Raw genomic sequence first — 13,537 nt, forward strand, 5'->3', positions numbered from 1 at the left:
GAAGTGGAGTGAATGAATGGCTGAGGCCTTGTTGAACACGCTTGATCCCGGGGCAATCGTCCTCGGGGTCAAGGCATCGAGCGACGAAGAGGTGATCCGCATTCTCGCGGCGCGCCTCGAAGGGCTCGGATATGTGAAGCCGAGTTACGCCGATGCCGTCGTGGCGCGCGAAGCCGCGCTGCCGACGGGGCTGCCGCTCGGCGGCGCAAACAATGTTGCGGTGCCCCATACCGATCCGCACCATGTCATCAAGCCCGGCCTAGCGCTTGCAACGCTTGCCGAGCCGGTGCTGTTCTCGAACATGGAGGACCCCGACGAGAAGCTTCCCGTCAGCGTCGTTTTCGTCATGGCGCTCAACGACAAGGACAAGCAGGTGGAAATGCTGCAGGAGATAGCCGGGACAATCCAGTCGCCGGAAATCATCGCTGCGCTCATCGCCGCAAAATCCGCGGAAGACGTGCTGGGACTTCTCGGCTAGGTTTGATATTTCAAGGAGGAAAAAGAACAGATGGCCAAGCAGAAGACAGTGCTATTTGCCTGCGGAACCGGCATTGCCACCTCGACCGTCGTCGCACACGCGGTCGAAGAGGCGCTCAAGGATCGCGGCATCCGCATCAACACCCGTCAGTGCAAGGCGACGGAAGTGGCCGGACAGATCGATGATGTCGATCTCGTCGTATCGACCACCCAGTTGCCGAAGGACCTCGGCAAGCCGGTCATCACGACTCTGGCGTTCCTGACCGGGATCGGCAAGGCCGATGCCCTCGACAAGATCGAAGCCGCTCTGCGCGACTGAGCGGAAGAGGTTTTTTCCAAGCGAAATAGCGCGGCATCAGGCTTCTATCGCTTGCCGCGCGGCACTTGCCAAAAAGGCGGCGCGCGTCAATCCGCGCGCCCTTGCTGTTTCATCGATGGCCCGCAGCAAGCCGCGTTCGAAAGTGACATTGGCCCGCACCACGCCTGTATCATTGTCGATGAGCGGCACAGATATGAGAAAAGCGCCATTCGCAAGTTCCTCGCGGATGCTTTCCCTCGCCATGATTTCGGCGTGACCTGAAGGAGCGGGAAGCTCCATGTCTTCCGCGTAAAGTCGCAGCGCGTCGACGGCATTTGGCACGATATTGTCAACATCGTCAGAGGCCGAGTAGACGCCGGCTATATCCGGAAACTGGATGCCGTAGGCACTATCGTCGTCGTGTTGGACGAGGGCAAAATAGTGGCGCATGGATATTGCTCCTTGTCTTGTCATCAAATCCATCCCGCGTCCTTTGCGATGGAACGTGCCGTTCCGAGCGGCAGGTCCTTTCTGGGATGCGGGATGATTAGGGTAATTTCGCCTTTGCGAAATTTGTGGTGGGAACCGCGAACCGAAACGAGTTCAAACCCTTCGTCATTGAGGCGTTTGATGATCTTTTTGCTATCGCGTTCCACAAGCAAACCCCAACAATGCGCATCTATATACGCATTGTAGCGTAAGCGTGTCAAGTTCGGTGCGCATCAAAATGCGCACTATCGAAACAGTTACTCCGCCGGCTGCAGCGCCGGGCGCACTGCGGCCGTTTCCTCGATCGGCCAGTGCACGATGGCCGCAAAGATGCCGAGTGCCACGCCGAGCCACCAGACGGGATTATAGCTGCCAAAATGATCGTAGAGGTAACCGCCGAGCCATACGCCGAGGAACGAGCCGATCTGGTGTGACAGGAACACGATGCCGCCGAGCATTCCAAGGTGCTTTGTTCCGAACATGATGGCGACGAGCGAATTCGTCGGAGCCACGGTCGAAAGCCACATCAGCCCCATCAGTATCGAGAAGATGATCACCGAAGTGCCGGTCTGCGGCAGGAGCAGGAACGCGGTGACGAGCGCCGAACGACCGAGATAGAGGAAGGAAAGGAACTTCGGCTTCGAATAGCGCTGGCTGATGATGCCGGACGCGAGCGAGCCGATGATGTTGAAGAAACCGATCAGGGCGAGGGCAAGGACGGCGTATTTCGCATCGATGCCGATATCGCCGATATAGGCCGGGAAATGCGCGGTGATAAACGCGACCTGAAATCCGCAGACAAAGAAGCCGGTGGTCAGGAGGATATAGCTCTTGTGCCCGAATGCCTCGCGCAACGCTTCGCCGATCGATTGCTTGTAATGGCTTTCGCTGACCCTGCCGCTCGAGGAATTGCCCCGCAGCGGAATGGCAAGGACCGGGATGATCAGCATGGCAAGGCCGAGATAGACGAGCGCGTCAGACCAGCCAAAACTCTCGATCAGCCCCTGGCTGATCGGCGCGAAGACAAACATGCCTGCCGAACCCGCCGCAGTCCCGATGCCGAATACCAGCGTGCGGTTGGCCGGCGTGACATTGCGCGCAAAGGCCGAAAGAATGATGCCGAAGGAACCGGCCGCGACGCCAAGCCCGACCAGCACACCGCCGCCGAGATAAAGGAGGCCGGGTGACGTGGCCCAGGCCATGACGAGAAGACCGCTGCAATAAAGTAGCGCCGAAAGAAGCAGGACACGCCACGTGCCGAATTTGTCGGCGATTGCGCCAAAGATCGGTTGGCCAGCGCCCCAGAACAGGTTTTGCAGCGCCATCGCCATGCCGAAGGTTGTGCGGTCCCAGCCTTTTTCGGAAAGAAGCGGCAACTGGAAGAAGCCCATGGCCGAACGCGGGCCGAAGGTAAGGAGGGCGATCAGGCAGCCGGCAATGATGATGAGCCAGGGCACGCCCGGCTGCTTGGCGGTCGATGCTTGGGCTTGGGACATGGTATGCGCTCCTTTAAGAGCGCTGAGCATTAGCGCTTTCTTCCATGCAATCAATTGAATTGAGTTGATTGTTGCTTAAATGAGTTTGATGGGTTGGGCGTTCCTGCCTCGGTAAAATCAAGCAAATTGAGAGATTTGGCATATGCAACCTTCGCTAGCGCTTTTGTCGATAAGCCTGCTTTTTCTCGCCGGATGCGCAAGTTCGGGTGATGTCAGCCCCCTGGTATTCTGCGATCGTCCGACGGATTTCAACGCGAGGATTTTTACCGACTGCACGCCGCGCCTCGGCGGGGACAGCCCGTTCAAACGCGATCAGCAGTACCGCTACTACAACGACAACTACCGCCATCGCTGATGATCCCTTCGAGGGAAAGAGCGTGCCTTTTCTTTCGAACACCGCTTGAAGCCAGCAAAATAATCTCCTATGTAACTGCCCACGGCCTTGCCGTTTTTCTTTTGCCCATAAATATGCTCAATTTGAGTATAAATGGGAGGCGTGTTCAGGAGGAAATGGAATATGACCAACCCCGCCCGCATTTCGGCAGAGCGTTCCACGGTGAGGACCGCGGCGGACCGCTTCGGCGTCGTCGATATGCCCGATCTGTCATATACGCCCGAGGTCGCGGCCGAGACTGAACACCTCTACCAGCGCGTCTCGCATCACATTCCGCGGCTCGAATGGCCGGTCTACGCGCCCTATGTGGCTGCGATCAACCGGCTGAAGAAGCAGCGCAATGCCGTCATTCTAGCGCACAACTACCAGACGCCGGAAATATTCCACTGCGTTGCCGATATCGTCGGCGACTCGCTCCAGCTTGCTAAGGAAGCGACCAAGGTCGATGCGGAGATCATTGTCCAATGCGGCGTGCATTTCATGGCCGAGACCTCGAAGCTGCTCAATCCGCAAAAGACTGTGTTGATCCCGGATATGAAGGCCGGCTGTTCCCTTGCCGAATCGATTACCGGCGCCGACGTGCGCCTGCTGCGCGAATCTTATCCTGGCGTTCCGATCGTCACCTACGTCAACACCTCGGCAGAGGTGAAGGCCGAGAGCGATATCTGCTGCACCTCGGCCAATGCGGTTGAGGTGGTGGAGAGCTTCGGCGTCGACCGGGTCTTGTGCATTCCCGATGAGTTTCTCGCCCAGAACGTCGCCGCGCAGACCAAGGTGAAGATCTTGACCTGGAAAGGCCACTGCGAGGTGCATGAGCGTTTCACGGCCGAGGAATTGCTGGCCTATAAGGCCGCTGATCGGGACATCCAGATCATCGCCCATCCGGAATGCCCGCCGGAGGTCGTTGCCGTCGCCGACTTTACCGGTTCGACCAGCGGAATGATCGGTTATGTGAAGAACAATCGTCCTGCCAAGGTGCTGCTTGTCACCGAATGCTCGATGGCATCGAACATCGAGTCCGAGGTTCCCGGCGTGAAATTCATCAAGCCGTGCAATCTTTGCCCGCACATGAAGCGCATCACGCTGCCCAAGATATTGGAAAGCCTCGTCTATATGCGCGACGAAATTCACGTGGATCCGCTCGTCGCCGAGCGCGCGCGGCTTGCGGTCGAGCGCATGGTGAACCTCAGGAACTGATCGGAGGCTGGCCCGATGTCCAATCAAACGGAACCGGTAATTATCATCGGTGGTGGTCTTGCAGGGCTGTTCTGCGCCCTGAAACTTGCCCCGCGGCCTGTGACGGTGCTCGCCGCCGCTCCTATCGGGCGCGGCGCCTCGTCCGCGTGGGCGCAGGCCGGTATCGCCGCGGCTGTTTCCGAAGGTGACACCATTGAGAAGCATGTTTCCGATACTGTCGCCGCAGGCGATGGCATCGTTGACGAGACCATCGCCCGGCTGATGGCAAGCGAGGCCGCGGCGCGGGTGCACGATCTTCTTGGCTATGGCGTACCTTTCGACCGCGACCTCGAAGGCAGGCTCCAGGTATCGCGTGAGGCGGCCCATTCGGAAAGCCGCATCGTCCGCGTGCGGGGCGACATGGCCGGCCGCGCCATCATGCAGGCGCTGGTCAAGACGGTCGAAACGACACCTTCGATCCGGGTGATGGAAGGGTACGTTGTCGAGGACATCGTTACGGCGCACGGTTCGGTAGAGGGCGTGATCGCCCGCAGCGAGGCCGGTCGCGGACCCCAGGTGCGGCTCACCTCTTCCAATGTGGTCATTGCGACCGGCGGCATCGGTCATCTTTATGCGGTCACGACAAATCCGCCAGAGGCACGGGGCGAGGGCATAGGCATGGCCGCTCGCGCCGGCGCGATGATGGCGGATATGGAATTCGTCCAGTTTCACCCGACGGCGATCAACGTCGACAAGGACCCGGCGCCGCTCGCGACGGAAGCCCTCCGGGGCCATGGTGCGACATTGATCAACGACGCCGGCGAACGCTTCATGCTGAAGATCGATGCCGATGCCGAGCTTGCGCCGCGCGACGTGGTCGCACGCGGCATCTATGCCGAAGTTATGAGCGGGCAGGGTGCCTGGCTCGATTGCACCGAGGCTGTCGGCGCCTCGTTCGCCGAAGAGTTTCCGACCGTCTACAAATATTGCCGCGATGCCGGGATCGACCCGGTCGTCCAGCCGATCCCGGTTGCGCCCGCCGCGCATTATTTCATGGGTGGCATCCTGACTGATGCTGATGGCCGCACCTCGATCGACGGCCTGTGGGCCTGCGGCGAGTGCACGTCCACCGGCGCCCATGGCGCAAACCGCCTTGCATCCAACTCCTTGCTCGAAGCTGTTGTATTTTCAGCAAGAATTGCTGCGAGGATCGGCAATGAAAGCGAGGCTTTCGCCGGCGACTGGTCGAAGGGATCGGTCGATCGGGACGACCTCACCGCGGAGGCGGATACGCCGGCAATGACGCGTTTGCGCACGACGATGAGTGCGAGCTTCGGCGTCATTCGCAACCGGACGGACATGCTGGAAGGTCTGAAGACAATCCTCGAACTTGAGACAGCCAATCGCGACACGGCATTCCGCAATGTGCTTGCAACGGCCAAACTGGTCGCGGTCAGTGCCTTGCGCCGCGAGGAGAGCCGTGGCGGCCACTTCCGCACGGATTTCCCCGAGGCGCGTCCGGAATGGCAGCATCGCACCTTCCTGACCTTGGCAGATGCCGACGGCGCAGTTGAAGACATGCGTGAGGTCGCGTGATGGCGCACCGGCCCGCTGGTTCTGCGTTTCCGCCTTCGCTCCCGCAGCTCCTGATCGAGGAGGCCGTACGCGGCGCCTTGCGCGAGGACCTCGGGCGTGCCGGTGATATAACGACCAACGCCACGCTTTCCGAGGAAGCCACGGCGACCGCCGTGCTCTCAAGCCGTGAGGCTGGCACCCTGTGCGGCATGGGCTTTGCACGGACGGCGTTCGCGCTGATAGACCCGAGGCCCGAATTCGAGGCGTTCGCGAAAGATGGCGAGACCATCTCGCCCGGCCAGGATATTGCGCGGGTCTCGGGCAATGCGCGGGCTATTCTTTCATCCGAGCGTGTCGCCCTCAACTACCTGATGCACCTTAGCGGAATCGCGACCTATACCGCCAAATTCGTCGATCTCATCAAGGATACCGGGGCGCGCGTCTGCGATACGCGCAAAACCATCCCCGGCATGCGCGCCTTTGCCAAATATGCCGTGAAGTGCGGCGGCGGCGCCAATCACCGGTTCGGGCTCGATGATGCGATTCTCATCAAGGACAATCATGTCGCCGTGGCAGGCGGGGTGACGAGGGCGATAGAGGCCGCCCGCGCCTATGCCGGTCACCTTGTGAAAATCGAGGTCGAAGTCGATGGTCTGGAGCAATTCGAAGAGGCGCTGGCAGCCGGTGCCGATGTGATTCTGCTTGATAATATGGGCCCGGAACTCCTTGAAAAGGCGGTTGGAATCAATGGCGGCCGCGCGGTCCTCGAAGCGTCCGGCGGGATAAGCTTCGATACGATTAAAGCTGTTGCGCAAACAGGCGTGGACTATATTTCGACATCAAAAATCACTATGGCTGCGCCAACGCTCGATATCGGACTGGACATTGAAATCGCATGAAAGTCATCGCTACGGTTGCAGAGCTGCGCGCGACGCTCAAGGCTGAACGCCAGAAGGGCAAGGCGATCGGCCTCGTCCCGACCATGGGCTATCTGCATATCGGTCATATGGAGTTGGTCCGCCGGGCCAAAAGCGCGACCGACATCACGGTCGTTTCCATATTCGTCAACCCGACGCAATTCGGCCCCAACGAAGACCTGTCGACCTACCCGCGCGATATGGACGGCGACCTTGCCAAGCTGAAGGCCGAAGGCGTCGATTATGTCTTTACGCCGGAAGTCGCGGAAATCTATCGACCTGGCGCGCACACGATCGTCGACAATCTGGTGCTGTCGCGCATCCTCATCGGCAAGATCCGCCCCGGCCATTTCCGCGGCGTGACCACCGTCGTCACCAAGCTCTTCAATATTGTCCAGCCGGACCAGGCGTTCTTCGGCGAGAAGGACTACCAGCAGCTGACGATCATTCGCCGCATGGTGGATGATCTGAACATGCCGATCGATATTATAGGTGTCCCGACGGTTCGCGAAGCGGATGGATTGGCTTGCTCGTCGCGCAATGCCATGCTCACGGCAGCGGACCGCAAGGCCGCGGTCATTCTGTCAAGGTCGCTGGCCAAGGCGGAGGAAATGGTTGCGCAGGGCCAGCGCTCGGTTCCCGCGATCCGCAATGCGGTGCGCGGCATACTTGAATCGGAAAAACGCGGCACGATCGAGTCCGTCGATATCCGCGACGCCAAGACGCTCGATCCCGTTTCAGGCAAGTTCCGGCAGCCGGTGGTCATTCTGCTCATCGTGCGCTTCGGCAAGGTCCGCCTGATCGACCAGCGTGTCATCGGCTGACGTAGCAGGGGAGGAGACCCTATGAGCCAGGAAATCGTAACGCGCCGGATCACTGCACCGGAGATCCTCGGCCGCAAGGGCGGCGAGCCGATTGTCGCGCTGACGGCCTATCACGCCAATACCGCGCGGATCGTCGACAATCATGTCGACATTCTCCTCGTCGGCGATAGTCTCGGCATGGTGCTCTATGCCATGGATTCGACGCTTGGCGTTCCGCTCGATCTGATGATTGCCCATGGCCGCGCAGTGGTCCGCGGGTCGAAGCGCGGGCTCGTCGTTGTCGATATGCCCTTCGGCTCCTACGAGGAAAGTCCGGCGGTCGCATTTCGCAATGCCGCGCGGATCATGGCGGAGACCGGCTGCGGCGCCGTCAAGCTCGAGGGCGGCGTGCGGATGGCCGATACGATCCGTTTTCTCACCGAGCGCGGCATCCCGGTCATGGCGCATGTCGGCCTGACCCCGCAATCGATCAACACGCTTGGCGGTTTCAAGACGCAAGGACGGGACACGGCGCTGTGGCCCCTCATCAAGGCGGATGCACAAGCCGTCGCCTCGGCGGGAGCCTTCGCGGTTGTGCTCGAAGGCATCGTTGAACCGCTTGCGGCGGAAATTTCGCGCGAAAGCAGCATTCCCACCATCGGCATCGGCGGGTCACGGGAGTGCGACGGCCAGATCCTCGTTCTTGAGGACATGCTCGGATATAATCCGAAGCCGCCACGTTTCGTGAAGGTCTATGGCGCGGTCGGAAATGCCATCGACGCGGCAGTCAAATCCTATGCGGACGATGTTCGCTCGCGGACTTTTCCCGGCGATGAGAATGTCTACCCGTTGAAGTAGAACTACTTCAACGGCTTTCCCTGCGTATCGGCTCCCTCCCAATAGTCCATTTTGGCCGCGCGGTCATAGCCTTCACCCATGAGGCGCACGCCGACGCGTCCCGTCTCGGGGTAAAAGATCACGTCGTTCGGGTTCTTCTCGCCGATGATGATGAAGCGGCAGGGCGCATCGCTGTGGTTGAAGAAGGAATGGCCCGCCTTCTGGCCGGCTGGAAAGCAGATATGGTCGCCGCTCTTCATGCGATAGGTCTTGTCGCCAAGCCGCAGTGTCATCTCGCCCGCAAGCACAAAGGCCTGCTCTTCTTCGAGCATATGATAGTGGTTGAGGCTCGACTCCATTCCGGGCGCCAGTTCTTCGAGCGCCACGCCCACATGGGTTGCGCCGCCGTGACCGGAAAGATAGCGGAAGCGCGTTCCGTATCGGCTGCCTTCCGACCATTCCTCCCACGGAACGTCTTCTGCCGCAAAGGGCTCGGAAATGCCGTCGGCATTGATCGATACAGGTTTCGTGCTCATGGGTTCCTCCCTAGGTCCGTCCGCCGACCCGGAGACCCGCGACGCTGCGCTCTTCGAGCACATTATGCCGGAAGCGATAGAGAGCTGCGGGCCGCCCGCGCGGTTGCGATTGCTCGGCGCCAGTGGGCTCCACCAGTTCCGTGGTCTCGACCAGACGGCGAAAGTTCTGCTTGTGCAGGTGGCGGCCGGAAATCGCCTCCACCGTCTCCTGCAGGGCGGTCAACGTGAAGGTGGACGGCATGAGTTCAAAGACGACCGGCCGGTATTTCAGCTTGGCGCGCAGCCGCGCAATCGCCGTAGCAAGGATGCGCCTATGATCGAAGCTCATCGAAACGCCGAGCTGGCGCGACAGAGCCGTATCGTTGGTCCGCCCGTCGCGCACGGCTTCCTCGATAAGGCCAGCCTCATACAGCAATTCGTACCGCTCGAGCACACGCTCTTCGTCCCACGCTATGCCATCCTCCCCGAACGCGAGCCGCAAGCGGCTGAGACGCGCAGGAACACCGCTCCTTTCGGCCCAGCTGCGCAGGGCAGGACGAACCGTCTCGTCGATCAATGCGGGCTTGCCGCCGCGCCAATCCTCCCAGGGAAGAAACGAATACCAGCTGCGCCAGCGCGCGCCTGATTTGCGCAGGGACTCCTTGTTGTCGTCGGTAATGCGTGTGAGGGCGAGGTAACCTACCGAGACGATGTGAAGATCGCGATCTTCCGCAGTCTTGTGCCGCCCACGATCACCAAACGTATAGAGTTGTTCGACATAACCAAGCCGCAAGGGGGTCTGCTCGGCGACCCATTCGCGCAGGCCCGCCTCAAAGGTGCGGTGCTCCAGCGGATTGAACGGACCGAATGGCAACTCGTCGCGTTCGATGTCGTCACTGGAAGCTGTCGTAAGGATCAACGGGTCGTTGTTGGCCACAGCCGCAATCGCTGCGCTCAAATTGATCTCGACCGCGTTGGGTGTACCCGTCATACGGAAATGCTCAGGGGCAGAATGAACGGCGTACCCTCGAACGCCTCTTCCCCTCGCCCGATCGCCTTGACCGCATCGACCATGCGGCCCCTTCGCCCGAGCATGTCGTCGGCAAGGGCTATGAGGCGGCTGTTGGGCGTGGCCGATGGCGCGTTGCGGCGCAACGCCTGCGCCAGGTCCGCTTCGTCGAGTTCCGGATTGAGGGCGAGCGCCGTGATATAGGCGGCCGCGGTCGAGCGCGATATACCGGCATAGCAATGGATGAGCAGCGGCGCCTGCCGGTCCCAGCGCCGGCCGAAGATCAGAAGCTGGTGGATATGATCGACCGCCGGCAAGGTCATGCCTTCGGCAGGCTCGATGATGTCGTTGAAGCCGAGGAAAAGGTGGCGTGCCTCGGCGATTTCGGCGGGCCGCATCACCGGCGTGCCGGTGTTGATGAGCGTGATCATGTCGCGAGCGCCGAAGCGGATTGCGGATTCGGCGATGCGGGATAGGGGAGAAACGACGATGTGCGGCATGGAGCTAACCTTGGTCTTGTGAACGTCGCCCGTCAAGTTCGGCAAAACGTTGTAAAAAAGCGTCTTGAACATCCTGTGTCGGCAGCGCGGTCACGTCGATGCCATGCGGGCTGATACCGCGCGGGCGGCCGAAGAATTGCACGGCTTCCTTTTCGGCGAATCCGGCAAGTCGGGTCGCTTCGAAATAGGCGGCCACCGCATCGGCGCGCTTGATCAGCAGGCGCAGGTTCTGGTGGATGACAGGAGCAAGCGCGAAGCGGACATGAATGGCGTGCTGCAGGCGCAGTTCCACGCTTTTGTAATCGCCGCCGACCACCGCCTTGAACGGCGAAATCATGTCGCCGATCACATATTCCGGCGCATCGTGCAGCAGCGCGATCAGCCGCTGATCGATTGTCGCCTCCGGCACGATCCTGCCAAATATCTCTTCGACGAGCAGCGAATGTTGCGCAACGGAAAAGGCGTGGTCGCCCACGGTCTGCCCGTTCCAGCGCGCGACACGGGCGAGCCCTTGTGCGATGTCGACAATCTCGATGTCGAGCGGCGATGGATCGAGCAGGTCGAGCCTGCGGCCGGACAGCATGCGCTGCCAGGCCCTGAGTTCCGTTCGCTTGTCCGTCTGCGGCTTCGCCGGCATCAACAATTCCCGATCACGCTTCCTGCGTCGTCACCGGAAATGTAAAGCGGTGTTCGGGGGGAATGGCAAGGTGAACCGTGACATCTCCTGCCATAATGGGCATGCCGCTATCCATCGCATCCTTGACCCGGTCGATGCGGACAAGGGCGAGACCGTCTTTCGCAACGACGGTGCCGAGGGTACCAATCTCGCGGCCGCCCGCAGTTAGGGGTGTTCCCTGCGCCGGCAGGTCAGCAGCGCCCGTTGCGACCAATATCCGCCGCCGCGCGGTGCCGCGATGCTGCATCCTTGATACGACCTCCTGGCCGACGAAACAGCCCTTCTTGAATGAAACGCCTCCCGTCTGGTCGAAGTTGACGTCGTGGGGAAATGCCTCGCCGAGTGCATAGTCGTCCGGTGCTTCGGCAACGCCGTATGCGATGCGAAGCGCATTCCAGGCGTCAACGCCCGAGCCAGCATCGGCAGGTTCGCCGTACCGGCGCCTGACGCTCAGGCTTTCGGGAAACCGGCGGTCGGTCAGGCTTGATTCAGTTTCCGAGGCACTTGAATCGTCATTCCAGGAAACCGTGACAAGCGACTCTTTATCCACGGCAAATTGAACCTTGGCGCGAAGCCGGTAGAGCGTGAGGCGCTTCACGAGCTCGTCTATAGATGAATCATTGAGATCAAGGCGCAGCCCGGCCCCGTTGCGCGAAACAAGGAAATCGAACAGGATTTTTCCCTGCGGCGTCAGCAGGGCGCCCGGCTTCAAATCACCTTTGCCGAGCGTATCGAGATCGGTCGTGATAATGTTCTGGAGGAAATCTTCGGCGTCGTCGCCCTTGACGTCTAGGAGCGCGCGTCCACTTAAACTTGCCGATGGCATAGCATTGTCCTTGCCTTTATCGTCCCTGTTACCTAATTCGCTCTAGGCAGGTTCGCAAGGCTGGATGGAAAAGCAAATGGTGCAGACGTTCGACACGATTTACCGCAGCGGTTTTGTCGTCAATCAGGATGGGGTAGGCCTGCGGGATATCGGCATAAGCAATGGCCGTATCGCCGCGATCGGTAATCTCGGCCACGCTTCGGCGGGCGAGCTCGTCGATGCGACCGGGCTGCACATCCTGCCCGGCGTCGTCGACAGCCAGGTGCACTTCCGCGAACCAGGCCTTGAGCACAAGGAGGATCTGGAAAGCGGTTCGCGCTCCGCTGTCCTTGGCGGCGTCACGGCCGTCTTCGAAATGCCGAACACCAAGCCCCTGACGACGTCGGCCGAAACGCTTGAAGACAAGATCAGGCGCGGCCGACACCGCATGCATTGCGACTTCGCCTTCTGGGTGGGGGGCACGCGCGACAATGCCGATCAGGTGGCCGAACTGGAGCGTCTCCCCGGCGCTGCGGGCATCAAGGTTTTCATGGGCTCGTCCACCGGCGACCTTTTGGTGGAAGATGACGAAGGCGTCCGATCGATCCTCAGGAACACGCGCCGCCGCGCCGCCTTCCATTCGGAGGACGAGTTTCGGCTGCGGGAACGCGAGGGCCTGCGCATTGCCGGCGATCCCGCGTCCCATCCCGTTTGGCGTGACGAAATCGCAGCGCTCAAATGCACCGAACGCCTGGTGCGCATTGCCAGGGAAACCCGGGCGCGCATCCATGTCCTGCATATATCGACGGCCGAGGAAATCGAATTCCTCAAGGATCACAAGGATGTGGCAAGCTGCGAGGCGACGCCGCACCATTTGACGCTCGAGGCGAGCCAGTATGCGACGCTCGGCACGCTGCTGCAGATGAATCCGCCGGTCCGCGATACCCGGCACCGCGATGGCGTTTGGTCAGGCATCACGCAGGGTATCGTCGATGTTCTCGGCTCCGACCATGCGCCGCACACGCTTGAGGAAAAGTCGAAGCCATATCCGGCGTCCCCATCGGGCATGACGGGCGTTCAGACACTCGTACCTATCATGCTCGACCATGTGAACGAGGGCCGCATGACGATCGAGCGCTTCGTCGACTTGACCTCGCACGGTCCGAACCGGCTGTTCGGAATGGCCCGCAAAGGCCGCATCGCCGTCGGATATGACGCGGACCTGACGATCGTCGATATGAAGCGGCGCGAGACGATCACCAATGCGAACGTCGGCTCCAAGGCGGGCTGGACGCCCTATGACGGCAAGATCGTCACCGGCTGGCCGGTCGGAACAATCGTTCGCGGCCAAAGGGTGATGTGGGAGGGCGAGATCGTCACGCCATCCACAGGCGAACCTGTGCTATTTGGTGAGGCGCTGCCTCGGTAACGCGCGTTGCATTGTGCTGAGGCTCCATTCTTCTCCGTCATCCTCGGGCCCGACCCGAGGATCCCTTCTTTGCCACGCCACGGGGACTAAGCACCCGAGGAGGACGGCGGTAAGGGTTGGCGCAAAACGCACCGCCTCGTC

17 protein-coding genes are annotated in these 13,537 nt (G+C 60.7%); 9 read left to right on the forward strand and 8 right to left on the reverse strand.

What is annotated here, in order from left to right:
- Positions 1-16 precede the first annotated feature (16 nt).
- Positions 17-478 (forward strand): PTS sugar transporter subunit IIA, encoded by a 462-nt coding sequence (locus AC1DNI_RS07425; protein WP_027229851.1) that lies wholly within the window; start codon positions 17-19, stop codon positions 476-478.
- Positions 479-508: 30 nt separating this feature from the next.
- Complete coding sequence (locus tag AC1DNI_RS07430) at positions 509-796, forward strand: PTS sugar transporter subunit IIB (RefSeq protein WP_027229850.1); 288 nt, start codon at positions 509-511, stop codon at positions 794-796.
- Positions 797-832: 36 nt separating this feature from the next.
- On the opposite strand, the gene AC1DNI_RS07435 is transcribed toward AC1DNI_RS07430, so the two are convergent.
- The 3 genes from AC1DNI_RS07435 to AC1DNI_RS07445 all read right to left on the reverse strand — a co-directional run bounded on the left by AC1DNI_RS07435 (position 833) and on the right by AC1DNI_RS07445 (position 2,760).
- Positions 833-1,225, reverse strand: a complete 393-nt coding sequence (locus AC1DNI_RS07435) for a type II toxin-antitoxin system HicB family antitoxin (RefSeq protein ID WP_091948869.1) — start codon at positions 1,223-1,225, stop codon at positions 833-835.
- A gap of 23 nt (positions 1,226-1,248) precedes the next feature.
- Complete coding sequence (locus AC1DNI_RS07440; RefSeq protein WP_477691364.1) at positions 1,249-1,431, reverse strand: type II toxin-antitoxin system HicA family toxin; 183 nt, start codon at positions 1,429-1,431, stop codon at positions 1,249-1,251.
- Positions 1,432-1,521: 90 nt separating this feature from the next.
- Positions 1,522-2,760 (reverse strand): MFS transporter, encoded by a 1,239-nt coding sequence (locus AC1DNI_RS07445; RefSeq protein WP_477691365.1) that lies wholly within the window; start codon positions 2,758-2,760, stop codon positions 1,522-1,524.
- A gap of 142 nt (positions 2,761-2,902) precedes the next feature.
- Between AC1DNI_RS07445 and AC1DNI_RS07450 the strand changes: the two genes are divergently transcribed.
- The 6 genes from AC1DNI_RS07450 to panB all read left to right on the forward strand — a co-directional run bounded on the left by AC1DNI_RS07450 (position 2,903) and on the right by panB (position 8,483).
- Positions 2,903-3,115 carry a hypothetical protein gene (locus AC1DNI_RS07450; protein WP_091948875.1) on the forward strand — a complete coding sequence of 71 codons (213 nt, stop codon included), beginning with the start codon at positions 2,903-2,905 and terminating at the stop codon, positions 3,113-3,115.
- Between the two features lie 162 nt (positions 3,116-3,277).
- Entirely contained in the window at positions 3,278-4,351 is a 1,074-nt protein-coding gene (nadA, locus tag AC1DNI_RS07455; RefSeq protein ID WP_477691366.1) for a quinolinate synthase NadA, read from the forward strand.
- A gap of 15 nt (positions 4,352-4,366) precedes the next feature.
- A complete protein-coding gene (locus AC1DNI_RS07460) occupies positions 4,367-5,926 on the forward strand; it encodes an L-aspartate oxidase (RefSeq protein ID WP_477691367.1) in 1,560 nt (519 codons plus the stop codon).
- On the forward strand, positions 5,926-6,804 hold the full coding sequence (nadC, locus tag AC1DNI_RS07465) for a carboxylating nicotinate-nucleotide diphosphorylase (protein ID WP_477691368.1): 879 nt from the start codon (positions 5,926-5,928) through the stop codon (positions 6,802-6,804). Before AC1DNI_RS07460 ends, nadC begins: the two co-directional genes overlap by 1 nt.
- Positions 6,801-7,646, forward strand: coding sequence for a pantoate--beta-alanine ligase (gene panC / locus AC1DNI_RS07470; protein WP_477691369.1), 846 nt, complete (start codon positions 6,801-6,803; stop codon positions 7,644-7,646). The genes nadC and panC overlap by 4 nt, the downstream gene beginning before the upstream one ends.
- A 21-nt stretch (positions 7,647-7,667) precedes the next feature.
- Positions 7,668-8,483, forward strand: coding sequence for a 3-methyl-2-oxobutanoate hydroxymethyltransferase (gene panB, locus AC1DNI_RS07475; RefSeq protein WP_477691370.1), 816 nt, complete (start codon positions 7,668-7,670; stop codon positions 8,481-8,483).
- Positions 8,484-8,485: 2 nt separating this feature from the next.
- Here the strand turns inward: panB and AC1DNI_RS07480 are convergent, their stop codons facing one another.
- The 5 genes from AC1DNI_RS07480 to ygfZ are packed head-to-tail and all read right to left on the reverse strand — an operon-like array spanning position 8,486 to position 11,988.
- A complete protein-coding gene (locus tag AC1DNI_RS07480) occupies positions 8,486-8,998 on the reverse strand; it encodes a cupin domain-containing protein (protein WP_477691371.1) in 513 nt (170 codons plus the stop codon).
- Positions 8,999-9,008: 10 nt separating this feature from the next.
- Entirely contained in the window at positions 9,009-9,968 is a 960-nt protein-coding gene (locus AC1DNI_RS07485) for an NUDIX hydrolase (RefSeq protein ID WP_477691372.1), read from the reverse strand.
- Complete coding sequence (locus tag AC1DNI_RS07490) at positions 9,965-10,486, reverse strand: tyrosine phosphatase family protein (RefSeq protein WP_027229836.1); 522 nt, start codon at positions 10,484-10,486, stop codon at positions 9,965-9,967. The genes AC1DNI_RS07485 and AC1DNI_RS07490 overlap by 4 nt, the downstream gene beginning before the upstream one ends.
- A gap of 4 nt (positions 10,487-10,490) precedes the next feature.
- The gene (locus AC1DNI_RS07495; protein WP_477691373.1) at positions 10,491-11,123 is read right to left on the reverse strand and encodes a YfbR-like 5'-deoxynucleotidase; all 633 of its coding nucleotides are present in this window, start codon (positions 11,121-11,123) and stop codon (positions 10,491-10,493) included.
- A 13-nt stretch (positions 11,124-11,136) separates the two neighbouring features.
- Positions 11,137-11,988, reverse strand: coding sequence for a CAF17-like 4Fe-4S cluster assembly/insertion protein YgfZ (gene ygfZ / locus AC1DNI_RS07500; RefSeq protein ID WP_477691374.1), 852 nt, complete (start codon positions 11,986-11,988; stop codon positions 11,137-11,139).
- 76 nt (positions 11,989-12,064) lie between these two features.
- On the opposite strand from ygfZ, the gene AC1DNI_RS07505 reads away from it, so the two are divergent.
- Positions 12,065-13,396: a dihydroorotase gene (locus tag AC1DNI_RS07505; RefSeq protein ID WP_477691375.1), complete on the forward strand. Its 1,332-nt coding sequence runs from the start codon at positions 12,065-12,067 to the stop codon at positions 13,394-13,396.
- The last annotated feature ends 141 nt before the right edge of the window (positions 13,397-13,537 follow it).

The sequence above is a fragment of the Phyllobacterium sp. 01N428 genome (genome assembly GCF_056399405.1).